The sequence below is a fragment of the Nonomuraea sp. NPDC003707 genome (assembly GCF_053587055.1).
Map to the genome: position 1 here is coordinate 519,256 of NZ_JBSFNK010000003.1, position 20,895 is coordinate 540,150.

The 20,895-nt window shown below is 71.6% G+C and carries 18 protein-coding genes; 11 read left to right on the forward strand and 7 right to left on the reverse strand.

The window, feature by feature from the left end; translation table 11 throughout:
* Window positions 1-120 precede the first annotated feature (120 nt).
* The 4 genes from ACWDRB_RS09970 (at window position 121) to ACWDRB_RS09985 (ending at window position 4,903) form a co-directional block, all read left to right on the forward strand.
* Window positions 121-1,032: a carbohydrate ABC transporter permease gene (locus ACWDRB_RS09970; RefSeq protein WP_449892704.1), complete on the forward strand. Its 912-nt coding sequence runs from the start codon at window positions 121-123 to the stop codon at window positions 1,030-1,032.
* Window positions 1,029-1,934 (forward strand): carbohydrate ABC transporter permease, encoded by a 906-nt coding sequence (locus ACWDRB_RS09975; protein ID WP_363964876.1) that lies wholly within the window; start codon window positions 1,029-1,031, stop codon window positions 1,932-1,934. Before ACWDRB_RS09970 ends, ACWDRB_RS09975 begins: the two co-directional genes overlap by 4 nt.
* A 22-nt stretch (window positions 1,935-1,956) precedes the next feature.
* Complete coding sequence (locus tag ACWDRB_RS09980; protein WP_449892705.1) at window positions 1,957-3,312, forward strand: ABC transporter substrate-binding protein; 1,356 nt, start codon at window positions 1,957-1,959, stop codon at window positions 3,310-3,312.
* A gap of 61 nt (window positions 3,313-3,373) precedes the next feature.
* The gene (locus ACWDRB_RS09985; RefSeq protein ID WP_449892706.1) at window positions 3,374-4,903 is read left to right on the forward strand and encodes a hypothetical protein; all 1,530 of its coding nucleotides are present in this window, start codon (window positions 3,374-3,376) and stop codon (window positions 4,901-4,903) included.
* Here the strand turns inward: ACWDRB_RS09985 and ACWDRB_RS09990 are convergent.
* From ACWDRB_RS09990 to ACWDRB_RS10005, 4 genes are read right to left on the reverse strand one after another with little or no spacing between them, the layout of a single operon-like run.
* Window positions 4,850-6,970: an ABC transporter ATP-binding protein gene (locus tag ACWDRB_RS09990; RefSeq protein ID WP_449892707.1), complete on the reverse strand. Its 2,121-nt coding sequence runs from the start codon at window positions 6,968-6,970 to the stop codon at window positions 4,850-4,852. The genes ACWDRB_RS09985 and ACWDRB_RS09990 overlap by 54 nt on opposite strands.
* Window positions 6,971-6,984: 14 nt before the next feature.
* On the reverse strand, window positions 6,985-8,064 hold the full coding sequence (locus ACWDRB_RS09995; protein WP_355195422.1) for an ABC transporter permease: 1,080 nt from the start codon (window positions 8,062-8,064) through the stop codon (window positions 6,985-6,987).
* 12 nt (window positions 8,065-8,076) lie between these two features.
* Window positions 8,077-9,066 carry an ABC transporter permease gene (locus tag ACWDRB_RS10000; RefSeq protein ID WP_397369321.1) on the reverse strand — a complete coding sequence of 330 codons (990 nt, stop codon included), beginning with the start codon at window positions 9,064-9,066 and terminating at the stop codon, window positions 8,077-8,079.
* Window positions 9,067-9,070: 4 nt separating this feature from the next.
* Window positions 9,071-11,068: an ABC transporter substrate-binding protein gene (locus ACWDRB_RS10005; RefSeq protein ID WP_449892708.1), complete on the reverse strand. Its 1,998-nt coding sequence runs from the start codon at window positions 11,066-11,068 to the stop codon at window positions 9,071-9,073.
* A gap of 272 nt (window positions 11,069-11,340) precedes the next feature.
* Here ACWDRB_RS10005 and ACWDRB_RS10010 point away from each other — a divergent pair, with 272 nt between their 5' ends.
* Genes ACWDRB_RS10010 through ACWDRB_RS10020 form a run of 3 tightly spaced genes read left to right on the forward strand, consistent with a single transcriptional unit; the run spans window position 11,341 to window position 15,228 of the window.
* Window positions 11,341-13,203 (forward strand): DUF2264 domain-containing protein, encoded by a 1,863-nt coding sequence (locus tag ACWDRB_RS10010; protein ID WP_449892709.1) that lies wholly within the window; start codon window positions 11,341-11,343, stop codon window positions 13,201-13,203.
* Window positions 13,187-14,236: a LacI family DNA-binding transcriptional regulator gene (locus tag ACWDRB_RS10015; RefSeq protein ID WP_350738105.1), complete on the forward strand. Its 1,050-nt coding sequence runs from the start codon at window positions 13,187-13,189 to the stop codon at window positions 14,234-14,236. The genes ACWDRB_RS10010 and ACWDRB_RS10015 overlap by 17 nt, the downstream gene beginning before the upstream one ends.
* Complete coding sequence (locus ACWDRB_RS10020) at window positions 14,233-15,228, forward strand: hydroxyacid dehydrogenase (protein WP_449892710.1); 996 nt, start codon at window positions 14,233-14,235, stop codon at window positions 15,226-15,228. Before ACWDRB_RS10015 ends, ACWDRB_RS10020 begins: the two co-directional genes overlap by 4 nt.
* A gap of 11 nt (window positions 15,229-15,239) precedes the next feature.
* Here the strand turns inward: ACWDRB_RS10020 and ACWDRB_RS10025 are convergent, their stop codons facing one another.
* Window positions 15,240-16,256 (reverse strand): class I mannose-6-phosphate isomerase, encoded by a 1,017-nt coding sequence (locus ACWDRB_RS10025; protein ID WP_449892711.1) that lies wholly within the window; start codon window positions 16,254-16,256, stop codon window positions 15,240-15,242.
* 6 nt (window positions 16,257-16,262) lie between these two features.
* Window positions 16,263-17,222: a DMT family transporter gene (locus ACWDRB_RS10030; RefSeq protein ID WP_449892712.1), complete on the reverse strand. Its 960-nt coding sequence runs from the start codon at window positions 17,220-17,222 to the stop codon at window positions 16,263-16,265.
* Between the two features lie 135 nt (window positions 17,223-17,357).
* Between ACWDRB_RS10030 and ACWDRB_RS10035 the strand changes: the two genes are divergently transcribed.
* From ACWDRB_RS10035 to ACWDRB_RS10045, 3 genes are all read left to right on the forward strand, one after another.
* On the forward strand, window positions 17,358-18,206 hold the full coding sequence (locus tag ACWDRB_RS10035; protein ID WP_449892713.1) for an AraC family transcriptional regulator: 849 nt from the start codon (window positions 17,358-17,360) through the stop codon (window positions 18,204-18,206).
* 92 nt (window positions 18,207-18,298) lie between these two features.
* Window positions 18,299-18,763, forward strand: a complete 465-nt coding sequence (locus ACWDRB_RS10040) for a hypothetical protein (RefSeq protein ID WP_449892714.1) — start codon at window positions 18,299-18,301, stop codon at window positions 18,761-18,763.
* A gap of 11 nt (window positions 18,764-18,774) precedes the next feature.
* Complete coding sequence (locus ACWDRB_RS10045; RefSeq protein WP_449892716.1) at window positions 18,775-20,295, forward strand: multicopper oxidase family protein; 1,521 nt, start codon at window positions 18,775-18,777, stop codon at window positions 20,293-20,295.
* Between the two features lie 92 nt (window positions 20,296-20,387).
* Here ACWDRB_RS10045 and ACWDRB_RS10050 read toward each other — a convergent pair whose 3' ends face one another.
* A complete protein-coding gene (locus ACWDRB_RS10050; protein WP_449892717.1) occupies window positions 20,388-20,594 on the reverse strand; it encodes a hypothetical protein in 207 nt (68 codons plus the stop codon).
* Here ACWDRB_RS10050 and ACWDRB_RS10055 point away from each other — a divergent pair.
* The gene (locus ACWDRB_RS10055; protein WP_449892718.1) at window positions 20,584-20,862 is read left to right on the forward strand and encodes an MmyB family transcriptional regulator; all 279 of its coding nucleotides are present in this window, start codon (window positions 20,584-20,586) and stop codon (window positions 20,860-20,862) included. The two genes, ACWDRB_RS10050 and ACWDRB_RS10055, sit on opposite strands and share 11 nt — an antisense overlap.
* Window positions 20,863-20,895 lie beyond the last annotated feature (33 nt).

A 20,895-nucleotide genomic window follows, 5' to 3' on the forward strand; every position in this document is an offset into this window, starting at 1 on the left:
CAGCGGGCAGGCCCACGGTGGCGCAGGTAGCAGCGCGGCTCATCCGCCGCAGATGGCCCCCGACAAGGAGAGCTCAGTGCCAGTATTCGTGGCAGCGCGAACATCGCAGAGGAGCGCGACATGACCGCGCGGGCCGCGCGGCCCGGCCTCGGCCGGCCGCTCCTGCGCCTGCGGGTCGCCGGCTACGCCTTCTTCCTGCCGTTCTTCGTGGTCTTCCTGGTCGCGGTGGTCGCGCCGCTGGCGTACGCGATCTACCTCAGCTTCTTCCAGGACCGCCTCATCGGCGGCACGGTCTTCTCCGGAGTGGCCAACTACACCCGCGCCCTGGGCGACGCGCTGTTCGGGGCGGGCCTGCTCCGCGTGGCGCTCTTCCTGGTCGTGCAGGTGCCCGTCATGCTGCTCATCGCCCTGGGGTGCGCGCTCGCCATCGACAGCGGCCGGCTGCGCTGGCCGTCGCTGTTCCGCATCTCGATCTTCATGCCGTACGCGGTGCCGGCCGTGGTGGCGGCCCTCATGTGGGGCTACATGTACGGCGACCAGTTCGGCCTGGTGGGCCAGATCGGCGACGCGCTCGGCGTCACGGCCCCCGACCTGCTGTCGCGCCCCTGGATGCTGACCTCCATCGGCAACATGGTGACCTGGGAGTACGTCGGCTACAACATGATCATCCTGTACGCCGCGCTGCGGGCCATCCCCGAGGAGCTCTACGAGGCCGCCGAGATGGACGGGGCGGGCGCCATCCGCGTCGCCTGGAGCATCAAGCTGCCCGCCCTGCGCCCCGCGCTGCTCGTGGCGACGATCTTCTCGATCATCGGCAGCTTCCAGCTCTTCAACGAGCCGAACATCCTGCAGAAGCTCGCGCCCGCGGTGATCTCGACCAGCTACACGCCCAACATGTACGCCTACAACCTCGCCTTCAACGGCCAGCAGATCAACTACTCGGCCGCCGTCGCCGTGGTCCTCGGCCTCGTCACCGTCGTGGTCGCGTACGCCGTGCAGCTCATCACGGCGAGAAGGGAGCAGACCCTGTGACCGCGGTCGCCACGCGCCGGTCCGGCGCGCACCGATCCCCCACCGCCAAGCGCCGCAGGAAGAGCGCCACCCTCACCGTGCTCATGCTGGTGATGTTCGGGTACGCGGTGCTCCCGCTGTTCTGGCTGCTGGCCAACGCCAGCAAGAGCAGCGGCGACCTGTTCTCGACCTTCGGGCTCTGGTTCGGCGGGGACTTCCACCTGTTCGCCAACATCGGCGACACCCTGAGCTACCAGAACGGCATCTTCCTGCGCTGGTTCGGCAACACCGTGCTCTACGCCGTGGTGGGCGCGGGCGGCGCCGCCCTGCTGGCCACCCTCGGCGGGTACGCCCTGGCGAAGTACGACTTCCCTGGCCGCAAGCTGCTGTTCGCGATGGTGCTCGGCGCGATCTCCATCCCGGGCACGGCCCTGGCGGTGCCGACGTACCTGCTCTTCAGCCAGGTCGGGCTCGTCGACACCCCGTGGGCGGTGCTCATCCCGGCGCTGTGCAGCCCGTTCGGCCTCTATCTGATGCGGGTCTACGCGGCCGACGCCGTGCCCGACTCGATCCTGGAGTCGGCCCGCATCGACGGCGCGGGAGAGTTCAGGATCTTCCGCACCATCGCCCTGCGACTGCTGGCCCCCGGGTTCGTCACGGTGCTGCTCTTCGCGCTGGTCGCGACCTGGAACAACTACTTCCTGCCGCTGATCGTGCTGAACTCGCCGGACTGGTTCCCGCTCACCGTCGGGCTGAACCAGTGGAACGCCCAGGCCAACAGCGGCACCTCGGGCGCCGGCGACGCCAGCTACCAGCTCATCCTGACCGGCAGCCTGCTGTCCATCGTGCCGTTGATCGTCGCCTTCCTGGTGCTCCAGCGGTACTGGCAGTCGGGCCTGGCCACCGGAAGCGTCAAGCAGTAACCCCCGTGAGTGAGGAAACATCATGAGAAGACATGCGATGACCGCCGGTGTCGCCGCGGCCCTGTCGCTGGCGCTGGCCGCGTGCGGTGGCGGTTCTGGAGGGGGCGCCACCGCACCGGCCGCCGCCCCGAGCGCGACGGCGGCCGTCCAGGACGCGCTGAGCAAGCCGGCCGAGCTGACGTTCTGGACCTGGGTCACGGGGATCGAGAAGACCGTCGCCCGCTTCCAGGCGAAATATCCGAACATCAAGGTCAACGTGGTGAACGCGGGGCAGTCCGCCGACCAGTACACCAAGTTGCAGACCGCGATCAAGGCCGGATCCGGCGCGCCCGACGTGGCGCAGGTCGAGTACTTCGCGCTCCCGCAGTTCGCGCTGGCCAAGCAGGTCGTCAACCTGGCGGACTACGGCGCCGCCTCGTTGAAGGACAAGTTCGCCCCCGCGGCGTGGGGCCAGGTGGCGCTCAACGGCGGCGTCTACGGCATCCCGCAGGACACCGGCCCGATGGCGATGTTCTACCGCAAGGACATCTTCGACAAGCTGAAGATCAAGCCCCCGACCACGTGGGCGGAGTTCGTGGACGCGGCCAAGAAGATCAAGGCCGACAACCCGGACAACTTCCTCACCACCATCGACCCCGGTGACGCCGGCGGCGTGGACAGCATGATCTGGCAGGCGGGCGGCGCGCCGTTCAAGACCTCGGGCGAGAGCTCGGTCGGCGTCACGCTGTCCTCCGACCCCGGCGCCAAGCAGTGGGTCAGCACCTGGACCACTCTGCTCGGCGAGAAGCTGGTGGACCCGCAGCCCGGCTGGACGGACGAGTGGTGGAAGGGCATGGGCTCCGGCAAGTACGCGGCCTGGCTGACCGGCGCCTGGGCCCCGAACGGCATCATCAGCTCCATCCCCAAGACGAAGGGCAAGTGGGCGGTCGCGCCGATGCCCCAGTTCGACGCGGCCAAGCCGATGAACGCCGAGAACGGCGGCTCGTCGGTCGCGGTCATCCCGCAGAGCAAGAACATCCCGGCCGCCGTCGCCTTCGCCGAGTGGCTCAACTCCGACCCGGAGGCCGTCAAGTCGCTGAACTCCGAGGCCGGGCTGTTCCCCGCCACGAAGGCGCTGCTCGACGACCCGGCCTTCCGTGACGCGCCGCAGGACTTCTTCGGCGGGCAGAAGATCAACCAGGTCCTGGGCGACGCCTCGGCCGCCGTCAACCCCGGCTGGCAGTACCTGCCGTTCCAGGTGTACGCCAACAGCGTCTTCAAGGACACCGTGGGCCAGGCCATCGACGGCGGCGGCGACCTGGCCGGCGCGCTGAAGGCGTGGCAGGACCGCATCACCGCCTTCGGCACCGAGCAGGGCTTCACGCTCACCAGCGGCTGACCCGGCGAAGCGGGCGGCCCCGGCGGGATGCCGCGGGCCGCCCGTTCCTTATGATCGGACCGTGCTGTCCGCTCTGGAACGCGAGATCCGCGAGGTCGCGGCGAGCGACGAGCCGCTGCCCGGCCTGCCGTACACGGCCTTCCGCGAGTACGGGCGCACGGGAGAGCGGCTGGGTTACGAGCGGCGCTACTTCGGCCGCCGCGCCAGGCTGGCGGCCCTGGCCCTGCTCGACCCCTTCGGGGATGCGCTCGACGACGTGGTGTGGGCGACCTGCGACGAGTACACGTGGGTGCTGCCCGCCCATCGGTCGATGCCCGTCGACCTGTTCGCCTGCGAGACCGCCCACACGCTGGCCGAGCTCGCCGGGCGGGTGGACCCGGTGGTCGGCGAGCGGGCCCGCGCCGAGGTCCGGAAACGGGTCCTCGACCGGTTCCTGGACCCGCGTCCCATGGAGTGGGAGGGGTTCGGCAACAACTGGGAGGCGGTGTGCGGGGGCGCCGCCGGGATGGCGGCGCTCGCCGTGCTGGACGACCCCGATCCGGTGCTCGAGCGGTGCCGGGCCGCGATGCGGCGGTTCCTGGACGGGTACGGGGACGACGGCGGCTGCGTCGAAGGCGTCGCGTACTGGGTCTACGGGTTCGGCTACTTCGTCTACTTCGCCGAGGCGCTGCGCGAGCGCACCGGGGAGGATCTGCTCGACCAGCCCAAGGTGGCCGCGATGGCCGCGTTCCCGCACCGGGTGCGCTTCGCCGACGGCGGGCACGTGCCGTTCTCGGACACGACGGACGACCCGTTCCTCCCGGCCGGCCTGCTCACCAGGCTGGCCGAGCGTTTCGGCACCCCCGGGCCGGACGCCGTCCCCTCCTTCCACGCCGACCACTGCTACCGGTGGGGCCACCTGTCCAGGACGCTCGCCTGGTACCGCCCGGTGCCATCACGGCCGGTGGAGACCACCAGCTACCTGCCCGACCTGGCCTGGGTGGTGGACCGGGGGGAGCACGGCCACGGCTTCGCGGCCAAGGGCGGGCACAACGACGAGCCGCACAACCACGACGACCTCGGCCACTTCGTCCTCAGGGCCGGCGGCCGCAACGTGCTGGACGACCTCGGGGCCGGCGAGTACACGCGGGACTACTTCGGCGACCGGCGCCACACCTTCCTGCACCCCTCGGCGGAGGGCCACTCGCTTCCGGTCGTCGGCGGCGTCCCCCAGCGCGGCGGGCGCGCCGAGGTGCTGGAGTACGCCGAGACGCCCGGCGGCCTGACCTTCGCGCTCGACCTCAGCTCCGCGTACCCGTCGCCCGTGGTCCGCCGCTTCCGCTGGCGCCGGGACGGCCGGCTCGACCTGCGTGACGAGTTCACCGGCGACGTCCCGGTCGAGGAGGTGTTCATCAGCCGGATCCGCCCCGAGGCGCGCGGCGACAGGGTGAGCTGGGACGGCCTGGTCACCCTCGACCATCCCGGGTTCGCGGCGACGGTCGAGACGCTCGCCACCCGCGACCACCACGGCCGCCCCGACACCGTCCACCGCCTGCGGCTACACGTCCCGCCCGGCCATCCGGCCGTCGACCTCCGCTTCACGTGCCATTGACCCCACCCCGGCGAGGGTGAGCTCGGCCGCGTGGTGGCAGGCCGCCCGCCGCTCGCCGTACGCGCGCAGGTCGGGCACGTCGGTGCGGCACAGCTCGGCGCGGACGTGCGCGCACCGGGTGTGGAAGCGGCACCCGGGCGGCGGCGCGGCCGGGTCGGGCAGGTCGTCGGCGATCTCGTACGCGTGCCGCTCCCGCCGCCGCCCCGGGTCGGGCACCGGCACGGCGTGCAGCAGCGCCTCGGTGTACGGGTGGCGCGGCTGCCGGTAGAGGTCGGCCGTGCCGGCGTCCTCCACGACCTTGCCCAGGTACATGACCGTGACCCGGTCGCTGATGTGCTCCACCACCGACAGGTCGTGCGAGATGAACAGGTACGTCAGCCCCAGCTCCTCCTGCAGGTCGGTGAGCAGGTTCAGGATCTGGGCGCGGACGGACACGTCCAGCGCGGAGACCGGTTCGTCGGCCACCACGAGCCGGGGCCCGGTGATCAGCGCACGCGCGATGTTGATGCGCTGCCGCTGGCCGCCTGAGAACGCGTGCGGATAGCGCCGCATGTACTCCGGTCGGAGCCCGACGCGGGCCAGCATGTCCGCCACCCGGTCCGTCAGCTCGCCGCCGGAGGCGATGCCGTGGGTCCTGAGGGGTTCGCCGACGATCTGCTGGAGCGTCATCCTGGGGTTGAGCGAGGAGAACGGGTCCTGGAAGATCACCCGGATCTGCCTCCTGAACTCCTTCAGCCGGGCCCCGGTCACCGTGGCGAGATCGACCTCGTCCCCCGACTCCGTCCGGTAGAGGATCCGCCCCGCGGTCGGGTCGGCCAGTCGCGCGACGCAGCGGCCGAGCGTGGTCTTCCCGCAGCCCGACTCCCCCACCAGGCCGAGCGTCCGGCCGGGCAGGATCGTCAGATCGATCCCGTCCACGGCGCGGACGACCCCTGTCGGCCTGCGGAACAGACCGCCGCCGATCGGGTAGTGCTTGGCGAGCCCTTCGACCCTGAGCAGGGGTCCGGCCGCCTCGGGGGCGGGGGCGGCCCGCTCGGCGACCTGGAGCACAGCGGTTGGGGGCTCGGCCGGGGGCTCGGCCGGGACCTCGTCGAGGTGGCAGGAGGCCACGTGCGCCTCGCCGTACCTCCTGATCGGGGGTGGCGTGGTGTCGCAGAGCCCGTCGATCGCGTGGTCGCAGCGGGTGTGGAACGGGCACCCGTCCGGCACCCGGTGCAGCGACGGCACCATGCCGCGGATCGCGGTCAGCCGCCGTCGGGCCCCGCTGCCCCGCAGCTCCGGGATCGAGCGGAGCAGGGCGCGCGTGTACGGGTGGCGGGGGTCGGAGAAGATCTCCGCCACGGTACCGTGCTCGACGATCTTGCCGAGGTACATCACGGCGACCTCGTCGGCGATCTCCGCGACCACGCCGAGGTCGTGGGTGATGAAGAGGATCGCCATGTCGTTCTGCGCGCGCAGGTCCATCATCAGGTCGAGGATGCGCGCCTGGGTGGTGACGTCGAGCGCGGTGGTCGGCTCGTCGGCGATCAGCAGCGCCGGGTCGCAGCACAGCGCGATCGCGATCATCACGCGCTGGCACATGCCGCCCGACAGCTGGAACGGGTAGGCGTCGAAGCGCCGCTCGGCGTCCGGAATGCCGACCTTGCGCAGCAACGCGACGCCTTCCTGCCGGGCCTCCTGCCTGGTCAGGTCGCGGTGCAGCCGCAGGGCCTGGGAGAGCTGCGCGCCCACGGTGTACATCGGTGACAGGGACGCCATCGGCTCCTGGAAGATCATGCCGATCTCGCCGCCGCGCACCCGCCGCAGCTCCTCCCCTGCCGGGTCGAGCCCTGCCAGGTCGGTCGCGCCCTTCCAGCGGATCGAGCCCTCGACGATCCGGCCCGGCCGGTCCACGAGCTGCAGGATCGAGCGCGCGGTGACGGACTTGCCGCATCCCGACTCGCCGACCAGGCAGACCGTCCTGCCCGCCGGCACCGGCAGGTCCACCCCGTCCACGGCCTTGAGCACGCCTTCCGAGGTGAAGAAGTGGGTGCGCAGCCCTTCGATCCTGAGCAGCGGCTCTTCCACGAGGTCCTCCCGCGTCAGTGCTTGTACGGGTCGGCCGCGTCACGGAGGCCGTCGCCGAAGAAGTTCATGGCCAGCACGGTCACCACGACCGCGATGCCGGGGATCAGCATCCAGGGCGCGGTGGACACGGCCCGGATGTTCTGCGCCTCCTGCAGCAGCACGCCCCAGCTGATCATCGGGGTCTGCAGGCCGAGCCCGATGAACGACAGCGCGGTCTCGGCCAGGATCACCGACGGGATCGACAGCGACAGGTTGGCGATGATGTGGCTGGTGAACGACGGCAGCATGTGCCGGAACATGATGCGCAGGCGCCCGGCGCCGTCGGCGGTCGCGGCCATCACGTACTCCTCGCCGCGTACGGCGAAGAACTTGCCCCGCACCTCCCTGGCCATGCCGGTCCAGCCGACCAGCGAGATGACGACGGTGAGCGCGAAGTAGCGTTCGAGCTGGCTCCACGAGGCCGGCACGGCCGCGAACAGCGCCATCCACAGCGGGATCGTCGGGATCGACATGATGATCTCGATGACACGCTGGATCACCGTGTCCGTCCGGCCGCCCACGTATCCGGACACGCCGCCGAGCACGATGCCCAGCACCAGCGAGAGCAGCACGCCGACCAGCCCGATCGACATGGAGACCGTGGTGCCCTGGATGATCCTGGACAGCAGGTCACGGCCGACCGAGTCGGTGCCCAGCAGGTACATGTGTCCCCCGCTCGAAGGGCCGATCAGGTGCCGGTCCCAGGGGATGAACCCGAGCAGCTCGTACGGCTCGCCCCTGACGAAGAACCCGACCGGCACCTTCTTGCCCTCGTCGGCCTCGAACGACAGCGCCAGCGTCTCCGGGTCCTGCTTGAAGGTGTACGGGTGGACGTACAGCCCGGTATCGGTGTCGAAGCGCAGCGCCTGCGGCGGCGCGTAGGTGTAGTCGGCGTTGGTCTTCTGGCCGGAGCCGGGAGCGAGGAACGGCGCGAAGACCGCGACCAGGTAGATGGCGACGGTGACGAAGCCGCAGACCAGCGCGACCCGGTGGCGCTTGAAGCCCCACCAGACGAGCTTCCACTGTGACGCGACGGCGAGGGTCTCATCCTTCACGATCGGGCCCTCCTAGTACCTGAGCCGGACGCGCGGGTCCAGCCAGCCGAGCGCGAGGTCGGAGACCAGCGTCCCGACCACCACCAGCACGGCGCTGATCAGCAGGATCGCCCCGGCCAGGTACATGTCCTGGGCGAGCAGCGCGCGCAGCATCAGCGGCCCGGTGGTCTGCAGGTTGAGCACCTTGGAGGTGATCGCGTCCGCCGCGATCAGGCCGGGCAGGACCCAGCCGATGGTGGAGAAGAACGGGTTCATCGCCACCCGCACCGGATACATGATCGTCATCTTCCGTTCGGGCATGCCGCGCGCCCTGGCCGCGACCACGTACGGCTTGCGCAGCTCGTCCAGCAGGTTGGCGCGGAGGACGCGGATGTTGCCCGCGGTGCCGGCCGTGCCCCAGATGACGATCGGGATCCACAGATGGGCCACCAGATCGCCTGCCTTGGCCAGGCTCCACGGGGCGTCGCGGTACTCCGGCGACAGGATCCCGCCCGCGTTCAGGCCGAAGAACTTGAGCCCGACCCACATCAGCACGAGCGCGATCAGGAAGTTCGGCACGGCGAGCCCGAGATAGCCGAGGAAGGTGAAGGTGTAGTCGCCCGCGGAGTACTGCCGGATCGCGGAGTAGACGCCGATGGGGAACGACACCGCCCAGATGAAGATCAGCGTGACCAGCGACAGCGTGATCGTCAGCGGCAGCCGCTCGGCGAGCAGCGCGGTGACCGGCCGGGCGTAGTCGAAGGACTCGCCGAAGTCGCCGTGGAACAGGATGTTGGAGATCCACTGCCAGTACTGCACGACGACCGGCTGGTCCAGCCCGTAGCGCTCGGTCAGCCGGGCCACCTCGCCCGTGGGCACGGCGTCGCCCTGGGCGGCCCGCTGCGCGGTCAGCGTGGTCAGGTAGTCGCCCGGCGGGAGCTGGATCACCACGAACGTGATGACGGAGATGGCGACCAGCGTCGGGATGAGGACGAGGACGCGCCTGCCGAGGTAGCGCAGCATCGTCTCAGGCCCCGAAGTACCAGGTCGGCACGTTGACGAGCCCGGGCGAGAGGAACTGGAAGGCGTCGGGATAGCCGGCCGGCACGTTCTTCAGCTTGTTGCTGACGATCGCGTAGCCGTCGGTGGGCAGGACGATCCCGATGGCGTAGAACTGCTCCTTGGCGATCGCGAGGACCTGCCGGAACAGCTCCTTGCGCTTGGCCTGGTCGGGCTCGGTCCGCATCTGCCAGTAGAGCTCCATCTGGCGCAGCGTCTGCGCGGGCGGCTTCTCCCCGTCCGCGCTCTTGCCAAGGGTCTGGAAGTACATGCCCCAGCGGGTGGCGTAGTTGGACTCCTCCCCGTTGGGGAACCACCAGCGCGGCTCGTCGATCTCGATGCGCAGGCCGCCGTCCCCGGCCCAGACGTTCGCGTCGTGGTCGTTGGCCTTGGCCGCCTTGCGGTCGTAGAACAGGGTGCGCTCGATCGGGTTGACCTTCATCTCGACGCCGACCGCCGCCCAGTTCTGGCGGACCAGCTCGGCGGCGTTGGCCCACTCGGGGAACAGCGTGATCAGGTCGAGCGAGAAGCGCAGCCGGTCGCCGCCCGGCAGCAGGCGGAAGCCCTCGCCGTCCTTCTTGCTCAGCCCCGCCTTGTCGAGGTGCTGGTTGGCCAGGTTCACGTCGTACTGCGTGTACTGCTTGGCCATCTGCTCGTCGAAGAACTCCGAGTTGCGGTGCGGCGCCGCCTGCCAGGGCTCGCCCTGGCGCTGGTAGGCGGTGTTGATGATGTTCTGCCGGTCGATGGCGTGGGACAGGCCGACGCGGAAGTCCTTGTTCCTGAAGACCTCGCGCAGCTCCTTGTTCTTGTGGCACAGGTTCAGGGAGATGATCATCCGGTTCATCGTGGTGGGCTCGACCTTGACGAAGTGGTAGCCGCCCTTCTGGCGTCCCTCGGCCAGCACCGGCTTGTTCACGTCGGAGTTGATGTGCCGGGCGTGGAAGTCGAGCTTGCCGTCCACGCCCTGGAGCAGCATCACCTCGGCCTCCTGGATGATCGCGAACTCCAGCTTGTCGATGTAGGGCAGCTGCGCGCCGCCGGAGTCGACCTTCCAGTAGTACGGGTTACGCTCGGCCACCGCCCGGTCGCCGGTGTTGAGCGGGTCGGTCACCACCCACGCGTGCAGGGTCGGGCGTTCGGGGTTGTTCCACCACTTGATCCGGTCCTCCCAGTAGGCCGCGAACTCGCCGAACCCCTTCTTCTCCATGTCCTTGTCGACGTCCTTGTTGTACGTCGGGTGGAAGTCCTTCAGGTAGTGCTTGGGGTAGAAGCCGAAGTTGGCCCCCGTCCAGGTGGCGGTGCGGCAGCCGTCGACGAAGTCGCCCTTGGGCTTGGCGAAGGTGAGCTTCACCGTGTGGTCGTCGACCTTCTCCACCTTGGCGCGCTCGCCGTTCACGTGCAGCAGCGGCGGCACCCCCGTGGCGGTGACCTGCTCGTTGAAGTAGACGTCCTCGATCGCGAACATCACGTCGTCCGCGGTGAACGGCTCGCCGTCCGACCAGCGCATGCCCTTGCGCATGTGCAGGGTGTACTCGGTGCCGTCGGCGTTGGCGGCGACCTCCTTGAGGGTGCCGGGCAGCGTCGTCTTGCCGGAGGGGTCCATGCGCAGCATCGGCTCGTAGCCGATCAGGCGCTCCAGCCACGGGTCGTCGCCCTCGCCGAGGCAGGCGCCGTGGTACGTGCCGCCGTAGCCGCCCAGGCCCTGGGGCCCGTCCACGACCAGGCGGTCGGCCATCTCGGGCAGCCGTTCGGCGAGCGGGGGCAGCTTGCCCGCCTTGATCTGGTCGGCGAGCATCGGGGCCTCCAGCGGGCGATCGGCCGGAGGCGCGCTCTTCGACGGCTGCGATCCGCCCTGTGATCCGGTGGCGGTGCACGCCGACAGCGACGTGGTGACGAGGAGGGCGCCGCCGCCGAGCCTGATCAGGTCGCGACGGCTGAGGCTGGAGGGATCGGGTCGATAGGCCATGTCGAGACTCCAAGAACGGCTGGGGGCGGATGGCTTGGTAACCGGTTACTCGACAAGTTGCGCTGAACGTTAAAAGCCGTTGACACGGTCGTCAAGACCCGTCCGCGCGGCGAAGATTCCCGAAATTCCGGACTTAGCAGCAGGTTCACCGTGCGGCTAGGCGGAGTTGTTAGCATCTCGTTACCTTCGGACAGAACTGCCCTTGACGGCGCTTGTGGCGCGTGCGTATGTTCGGCCCGAGCCGACGAGTAACCGGTTACCTGGAGGTAGTCGTGCGCGCTGACCGCCCTCGCGAGCACTGGGTGAAGACGGCGGACGGGCTGCTCGACGCCGTGCTGCCGTACGCCTCCCCCGGCTTCGCGCAGTACCGGCTGCCGGGCCGGACGAGCTGGTCGGGGCCCGGCTCCGACGGGCTCGAAGGGTTCGCGCGCACCTTCCTGCTCGCCGCGTTCCGCCTCGCGGGTGACCCGGCCGGCGCGCCCGCGGGCCTGCTGGAACGCTACGCCGACGGGCTCGCGCACGGCACCGACCCCCGCCACGAGTACGCCTGGCCGGCCATCACCGATCTGAACCAGACGATCGTGGAGGCCGCCTCGATCGCGATCGCGCTGCACGAGACCCGGCCGCTGCTGTTCGACCGGCTCGACCCCGGCGTCCAGGAGCGGGTGGTGTCCTGGCTGGGCGGGATCGTGGGCAAGCGCGCCTGGCCGTGCAACTGGGTGCTGTTCAAGGTGATCGTCGAGCAGTTCCTGGCCGGGGTCGGCGGGCCGTACGACCAGGGCGAGATCGACGGGCACCTCGCCGACGTGGAGCGCTGGTACGTCGGCGACGGCTGGTACACCGACGGCGCCGGGCAGAACTACGACTACTACTGCGGCTGGGCGATCCACCTCTACACGCTGTGGTGGGCCAGGATGTCGGGCGCCGACGCCACGGTCCACAAGGAGCGGCTGCGCACGTTCCTGGACGGCTACCGGCACTTCTTCGCCCCCGACGGCGCGCCGATGCACCAGGGCCGGTCGCTCACGTACCGGATGGCGAGCCTGGCCCCGCTCTGGCTCGGCGCGATCTTCGACGCCTCCCCCGTCGGGCCGGGGACCACGCGCCTGATGGCGGGCCGCACGCTCGACCACTTCGCCGCCCACGGCGTGCCCGACGAGCGCGGCCTGCTCACCCTGGGGTGGCACCGGCCGCACCTGCCGGCGACGCAGGGATATTCGGGTCCCGCGTCGCCGTACTGGGCGAGCAAGGGATTCCTGGGACTGCTGCTCGGCCCGGACCACCCCGTCTGGACGGCCCCGGCCACCGCGCCCGGCGAGGGCGACCTCGCCCTGGCCCTGCCCGCGCCCGGCTGGCTCCTGCACCGCACCGACGGCGTCACCCGCCTGGTCAACCACGGCAGCGACGGCAACGACCCCGACTCCGCCAAGGACGACCCGCACTACGCCAAACTCGGCTACTCCACGCACACCGCGCCCGAGACCGGCCCCGGCGGCCGGGCCGAAAACGTCGACAACCACCTCGCCGTGCTCCTCCCCGACGGGCGCGCCACCCGCCGCCGCCGCATCGAGCGCATCGGCATCGCCCACGGCTTCGCCGCCTCCCGCTACGCCGACGGCGAGGTCGTCGTGGAGACCGCCTCCGTGCTCGACGGCCCGTGGGAGGTGCGCGTGCACCGCGTCACCGCCCCGGCGGGCAGCGTGGTCCGCGACGGCGGTCACGCCCTCGCCTCCGGCGAGCCGTGCGTGGTCACCCTGGCCGGGCTCACCACGTCAGTGGCGACCGGCCCAGGGAGCGGCCCAGGGAGCGGGCCCGTGAGCGGCCTGGTGAGCGAGATCGCCGGGCTGCACGGCTGGCGCACCGCCCAGGCGGCGCTGCGCCAGGACGAGAACGCGATCGGCCCGCACTCCGCCACGCCGTACCTGGTCGGCGCCCACCCGGGCGGCGCCGCGGTCTACGTCTCGGCGGTGCGGCTGGGCCGCGGCTCCCCCGCGCAGACGCCGGATATCCGGGTGAAGGGCGACGAGGTCTCGTGGAATGATGCCGCTGGATCAAGGGTCACGGTCGCGCTCGGCCGCGAGCCCGGCTACACCCGCAACGGACCCGTGGGGGAGCGCGTTGTCTGGACCGGCTAAACGCGTCACCATCCGCGACGTCGCCAAGCAGGCCGGGGTCTCGGTGGCGACCGTCTCGCGCACCCTGGCGGGCGACTACCCGGTGCAGCCGAGCACCAGGCACAAGGTGCTGCGCGCGGTGCGCGAGCTGGACTACGTGCCGAACGCCCAGGCCAGGGCCCTGTCCGTGGCCTCGCCCGGAGCCGTGGCGATCGTCGTCAACTCGGTGTCCGTGCCCTACTACGCCTACATCGCCCAGGGCGTGGAGGAGCAGGCCGCCGCCGAGGGTCGCCTGTCGCTCATCTGCACCACCGGCGGCGACATGGAGCGCGAGCTCAGCATCGTCCGGATGATGCGCGAGCAGCGCGCCGAGGCGGTGATCCTGGTGGGCAGCGTGATCCTGGACGACGACTACCGCGAACGAATGACGCATTACGCCCACGGGCTGGCCTCCTCGGGCTCGCGCCTGGTGCTGTGCGGCCGGCCGCCGCTCGGCGAGGGGGTCCCGGCGCTCACCGTCGGGTTCGACAATACGGGCGGAGCCCACGCGGTCACCGCCCACCTGCTGTCTGCCGGGCACCGGCGCATCCTCTACCTGGGGCTGCGCCCCGGCCACACCACGTCCGACAGCCGCGTGGCGGGTTACCGGGCGGCCCTCGCCGACCACCGGCTCGACCACGACCCGGCGCTCGAGGTGCCCTGCGACTTCGACCGGGCCAGCGGGTACGCGGCCATGAAGCGGCGGCTCGCCGCCGGGCACGACGACTTCACCGCGGTCTTCGCCGCCACCGACGTGATCGCCGCCGGGGCCGTACAGGCGATCCACGAGCACGGCCTGCGCGTCCCCGAGGACGTCTCCATCGTCGGCTACGACGACGTGCCCCCGGCCGAGGACATTGGGCTGACGACCGTCCACCTGCCGCACGCCGAGCTGGGCCGGGCCGCCGTACGCCTCGCGCTGTCCGGCAAGGATCCGCTGGCCGAGCCGCCGATCACGCTCGGCACGCACATCGTGGTCAGGAGCTCGGTGGGGCGCCTGCGGAGCGTGCGGTGAGAGCCGCCTTCGCGATGCACGGCGCGTTGTTCGGCGAGCTGTTCCCCGATGACGTGCGCGAACGGCTGGCCGGGCTGGTCGACGCCCCCGACGCCGTGCTCCCCCACCTCGGGGGGACGCTCGCCGACGTGGAGGTGCTGATCACCGGCTGGGGGTGCCCCCGCATCGACGCGGCCGTGCTGGAGCGGGCGCCCAGGCTGCGGGCCATCGCGCACGCCGCCGGCAGCGTCAAGGAGCACGTCACCGCCGAGGTGTTCCGGCGGGGCATCGTGGTGTCGTCGGCCGCCGCGGCGAACGCGGTGCCGGTCGCCGACTACACGATCTCGATGCTGGTCCTGGCCGCCAAGTCCGTGCCGCGCCGGGTCCACGCCTACGCCACGGGCGGCTGGCCGGACGGCCCCCGCCCCGGCGGCGTGCCGGCTCCCGGCGAACGCGCGGGGCTCGGCGCCGCCACCGTGGGCGTCATCGGCGCCTCACGCGTCGGCCGGCTGGTGATCGAGCGGCTCAGACCGTACGGGGTGACGCCGCTGCTCAACGACCCCTACCTGGACGCTGACCGGGCACGCGAGCTCGGCTGCGAGCCGGTCGGGCTCGACGACCTGTGCCGCCGCTCCGACCTGGTGACGGTGCACGCGCCCGCCCTGCCCGAGACGTACCGGCTGCTGGACAAGCGCCGCCTCGGCCTGCTGCCGGACGGCGCCACGCTGATCAACACCGCCCGCGGCACGCTCGTCGACACCGAGGCGCTCACCGGCGAGTGCGTGTCCGGCAGGCTCAACGCGATCCTCGACGTCACCGACCCCGAGCCCCTGCCGGCGGGCCATCCCCTGCTGTCCGCGCCCGGGGTCTGGGTGACCCCGCACGTCAGCGGCGCCCGGGGCAGGGAGCTGCGCGCGCTGGGAGAGTACGCGGTGGGCGAGGTCGAACGGTTCGTCACGGGACGGCCGCTGCACGGGCAGGTCCGCCTCGCCGACCTGCCGCGGATCGCCTGACTCCCGTCGGTTCACACCGGTTTGCAGCGCACCGCCGCGACGTCGCCGCGCAGCGCGCACTTCCCGGCCGCGTACGGGACGAGCAGCGTGTCCCCGGCGCCGACCTGGAGCGGCGCGCCGTGCTCGCACTCGACGGAGCCGGCACCGGCGGTGATCACGACGACCGAGTACGCCGGCTCCAGCACGCTGACCGGATCGGGCCGCAGCCGCTCGGCCGCGAAGAACTCGTCGGCGAGCTCGGTGAAGAGCCGCTGGACCCCGGGCCTGGCGTCGGCCGACGGGCGGCGGGCGCGGCTCAGCTCGGCGAGCCCTTCCTCACCCCAGCCGCTCCTGTCGACGCAGGCGAGCGCCTGATCGTAGCCGAGCCCCAGGTGCCCGGCGGCCGGGCCGTCGATGTCGAAGCCCGCCCACTCCAGCAGCACGGAGAAGTCGGTCGGCTCCTGCACCTCGACCATGAGGACCCCGGCCCCGATGGCGTGCGGCAGGCCCGCGGGGCAGAGGATGGCGTCGCCGGCCCGCACCGGCACCCGGTTGGTGGCGTCGAGCATCCGGTCGATCCGCTGGTCCGCGACCCAGCCGGCCAGCTCGCCCGGCTCGACGTCCCTGGCGAAACCGAGGTGCACCGCCGCCCCCGGCTCGGCCGAGACGATCACCCACGCCTCGGTCTTCCCGTACGGCGAGGCCAGGTGGGCGGCGGCGAAACGGCGGTCGGGGTGTACGTGCAGCGGCAGGCGCTCGCCCGCGTCGAGCAGCTTCACCAGGATCGCCGGGTCGGCGCCGTGCTCGGCGACGTGCCGCTCCCCCAGCCACCACACGGGATCGGCGGCGATCGCCTCGGCCAGCGACCGGCCGTCGGGCAGCGTGGTCAGCCCCGCGGGAGCCGCGCCGTGCCGGCTCGTGGTCGAGGCGATCCAGTCCTCCGGGAAGTACGGGTCATCGGCGGGACGGACGCCGCGGAACCTGCCGATGCGCCCCTCGCCCCGGTAGAACGAGCGGGGTGTGTTGGCGGGCAACCGGTAGATGGTCATGCTTCCTCAATGACGGGGTGACGTGGGCTCTTGAACGATAGCGCGCCGCCGTACCGGGAGCCTGCCCTGGGTGACGGCGAGAACGGCGCCGATGAGCAGCACGGCCGCGCCCACCGCCTGCACGGTGCCGAACGACTCCCCCAGGAACAGGGCGGAGCACGCGGTCCCGACGACGGGCACGACGAACATCATGATCGACGCCGACGCCGGCCCCACGTCGCGGATGCCCCGGTAGTACAGCAGGTTCGCCACCGCGGTCGGGCCGAGCGCCACGAAGGCCACGTTCAGCCAGACGTAGGCGGGCACGTCGTGCCAGGCGACCTCGACGGCCGACGGCGCGCTGTAGATCGCCAGGAGCACCGCCCCGCTCACCGTCGCGTACGTCGTCGCCTTGAGCGGGTCGATGCCGGCGAGCACGCGGCGGCCCATCAGCGTGAACGCCGCCCAGCAGCAGGCGCTCAGCAGGAAGAGCAGGTCCCCGGCGAGCCGGCCCTGGCCCGCGCCCGCCTCCCCGCCCGAGCCCACGAAGAAGACCACGGCGCCGGCCGCGCCGATCGCCAGCCCCGCCACCCGCGCCGCCGACGCCCGCTCCTGGCCCATGACCAGCAGGAAGGACGTGGTCAGCACCGGACTCATGACCGGGACGATGGTGCTCCCGTCGATCGCCGGAGCCAGCGACAGCCCCCAGAAGAACAGCACGTTGTAGACGAAGACGCCCAGCACGCCCGCGCCGGCCGCCCGCGCCCAGTCGCGCACCGGCGGTCGCCGCCGGCCGCCAGGCTGCCGGGAGAGCCGCAGGGCAATCAGCAGCGCCAGGGCTCCGCCGCCGAAGCGCAGGGTCGCGACCACCGAGTGGGGCAGGTGGTCGACGATCACCTTGGAGGCGCCGAAGCCACTCCCCCACAGCAGCATCGTCGTGACCAGCAGAAGGTACGGCTTGGTGCCGCTCGTTACAGTGCTTGCCATGGGTTCACCTCCGCGACACGCCGTTCCGCGCCGGGGGACAGAGGAGACGGGCGCGGCGGCAGCGATCCAGCCTGCGCCCGGGGCGCCATGCCGGTCTTGTACGCTCGTGCGCGGCGACGACCGGATGGTGATGCGATGACCGGCGAGCGCCGCGGGCCCCGGGAGTGGACCAGCTACTGGCGCGCGGACGGGATGCCGCTGGAGGCCATGTACGCGAGCTTCCTGCGCCACCGCTACCACCGGCACAGCCACGAGACCTACTCCTTCGGCGTCACCGAGCACGGCGCGCAGACCTTCACCTGCCGTGGCGCCGGGCACACGAGCGCGGCCGGGATGGTGATGGCGTTCAACCCCGACGAGGTGCACGACGGGCACGCGGCCCACGAGCTGGGCTTCACGTACCGGATCGTGCACATCGGCGAGGACCTGATCACCGACGTGCTCCGGGACCTGACCGGGCGCCCCGCCGGGCTGCCCCTGTTCGCCGCGCCGGTCCTCGGCTCACCCGTGCTCGCGGAGCGGCTGCGCCGGCTGCACACCGCGCTGCAGCACGGCGCCGGCCCGCTCGAACGCGACGAGCTGCTCTCCTCCACCGTCGCCGCCCTCGTGCACCTGGCCGCGCGCACGCCGCCCGGACCGCCCGCCGCCCTCAGCGCACCCGCCGTCACGCGGCTGGCCGCCAAGGCGCGCGAGCTGATCCACGACCGCCACGCCGAGCCGATCAGCGCCGACGACCTCGCGGCCTGGACCGGCTCCAGCCGGTACGCCGTCTACCGGGCCTTCCGCACGGCCTACGGGCTCGCGCCCAGCGACTACCAGCGCCAGCTGCGGCTGCGCGCCGCCCGCCGCCTGCTCGCCCAGGGCCATCCGGCGGCCCGGGTGGCCGTCGAGGCCGGGTTCACCGACCAGGCCCACCTCACCCGCTGGTTCACCCGCTCCTACGGCGTCACGCCCACCCAGTATCGACTGGCACGACCGGTCTGACCTCTTCTCAGTCCGTCCCAAGTCTGCCACCATTCCGCCCCAAGTCACCCTCCCTAACGTGACTCGCGACAACACCGGACAGGGAGGATGCGATGAAAAACGTCTACAAGGTCTTGGCCTACCTGGTGGCGATCGAGGTCGCCGTGCAGGCGTCGATGGTGGTCTGGGCCGACGCCGGGCTCGGCCTGTGGGTCGAAGGGGGCGGCGTGGTCGACAAGACGCTCATGGAGAGCGGCGAGACGCCGTTCGCCGAGGCCCTCGGGCTCATGATCCACGGCATGAACGGGATCTTCGTCATCCCGGTCCTCGCGCTGCTCCTGCTGATCTCCTCGTTCTGGGCGAAGCTCCCCGGGGCCGTGAAGGCGGCCGGGCTGGTGCTGCTGCTGGTCGTCCTGCAGATCACCTTCGGCCTCGTCGGCCACAGCATCCCGATGGTGGGCCTCGTGCACGGCCTCAACGCGCTGCTGCTGTTCACCGTGGCGCTCTACGCGGCGCGCCGGGGCGCGGCCGTGAGCCCGGCCGCCGTGCCGGGGTCGCAGCACGCGGCCCGCGGCTGACGGCGCGTCCCATGCGTCGCAACCGCCCGGGTCGCGGCCGGGTCCGCACCGCCGTCGCGTGCGCCGCGACGGCGGCCGTGCTCGGGCCGCTGATCTGGCTCTGGCAGGCCAGCCTGCTGCCGTCCGCGTACTCCGTCATGGACATGGGGTACGCGGACTACGGCGGCGGGCCGCGAGGCGCCCAGAACCACGGAGCGCATGCGATGGGAGGCGCCGCAACCCACGCCCCTGCTCAACATGGCGGGCGCGACGTGACGGAACTGGTCGCCGACGCGGACCGCCCGGCCGACGTCACGATGACCGTGGTGGCCCGCAAGCAGCGGTTCCGGCTGGCCTCCGGCCGCGACTTCGACGGCTACACGCTCAACGGGCAGTCGCCGGGCCCGGTCATCAAGGCCGTCCAAGGCCGGCTGGTCCAGGTCCGGCTGGTCAACGAGTCGGTGCCGGGCGGCATCACGCTGCACTGGCACGGCGTCGACGTCCCCAACGCCGCGGACGGCGTCGCGGGCGTCACCCAGGACGCGGTCGGCATCGGCAAGGAGTTCACCTACCGGTTCGTCGCCGACCGCGCGGGCACCTTCTGGTACCACTCGCACCAGATGTCACACGAACAGGTCCGCGGCGGCCTGCTCGGCGCGCTGGTCGTCGCGCCGGCCAGAACCGCCGGCGTGAAAGACGTCGTGGCGCTGGTGCACCTGTACGGCGGCATCCGCACCGTCAACGGGCGCGAGGGCGACGTCCAGGTCAGGGCGGCGCCCGGCGCGCGGACCCGGATACGGGTGATCAACACCGAGTACGGCGTCATGCCGGCCTGGGTGAGCGGCGCGCCGTACCGCCTCGTGGCCGTGGACGGCACCGAGGTCCGCGGGCCGGCGCCGGTGCGGGACCAGGCGGTCGCGGTGGCCGCCGGCGGACGCGCCGACCTCGAGGTCACCATGCCCGCCGACGGCTCCCCCGTGCGGATCCACCTCGGCGGTCCCGCCGGTGTCGTGCTCGGCTCGACGTCGTACGACGCGCCCCCGGTGCCACGGCCGGCGGCGACGCTCGACCCGCTCACGTACGGCACCCGGGCGCCGCTCGGGTTCGACCCCGCCAAGCCGGACCGGCGCTTCGAGTACGACGTGGGCCGCCGCCCCGGCTTCCTCGACGGGGTCCCCGGAGTGTGGTGGACGATCAACGGCCACCTCTACCCCGACGTGCCCATGTTCCACGTGACCGAGGGCGACGTGGTGCGGATGCGCATCTCCAACAACAGCGGCGAGGCGCACCCCATGCACCTGCACGGCCACCACGCGGTGGTGCTCACGCGCGACGGCGTGGCCGCCACCGGCAACCCCTGGTGGGTGGACTCCCTCGAGGTCGGGATCGGCCAGACGTACGAGATCGCGTTCGTCGCCGACAACCCCGGCGTCTGGATGGACCACTGCCACAACCTGCCCCACGCCTCCGAAGGGCTCACGGCCCATCTGATGTACGAGGGAGTCACCACCCGGTTCACGGTCGGCGGCTCGGCCGACAACAAGCCCGAGTGAGCCCCAATAAGTGAGCACCAGGCGCCGGCCGGCGGCGACGGCGTGCGGCGGCGCATTCCACCGGTCCGGGGCGACCCCGGCACGGCACGGCTTCAGGACCAGGCGATCTCGCCATGGCGGGAGACGAAGCGTCCGGTGCCGGCGCCGGGCTCCTCGGTGGCGAGGGCGACGATCGCGTCCGTGCCCTCGGCAACGGTTTGGGGGCCGCTGTGACCGTTGAGGTCGGTCGCGGTGTAGCCGGGATCGGCGGCGTTGACGCGGATGCCTTTGAGCCCTTTCGCGTATTGCGTGGTCAACATCGTCAGCGCCGCCTTCGAGGAGGTGTACAGCGGCGCGATGACGTGCGACTCGGGCCGGCCGACCGGAGAGGTGGCCGCGCACCGCGAGGACCACAAGACGATCTACCACCCGTCGGTGGGCCCCGTCACGGTGGACTGCGACATCCTGACCGACGGCGACTCCGAGCTCAAGATCGTCATCATGACCGCCGTGCCCGGCAGCGAGGACGAGACCAAGCTCCGCCTCACCGCCGTCGCCGGCCCGCCAATGCCGACCACTCGACATTAGAAGGACCCCTCACTAAATAGCCCCCGATTCCTC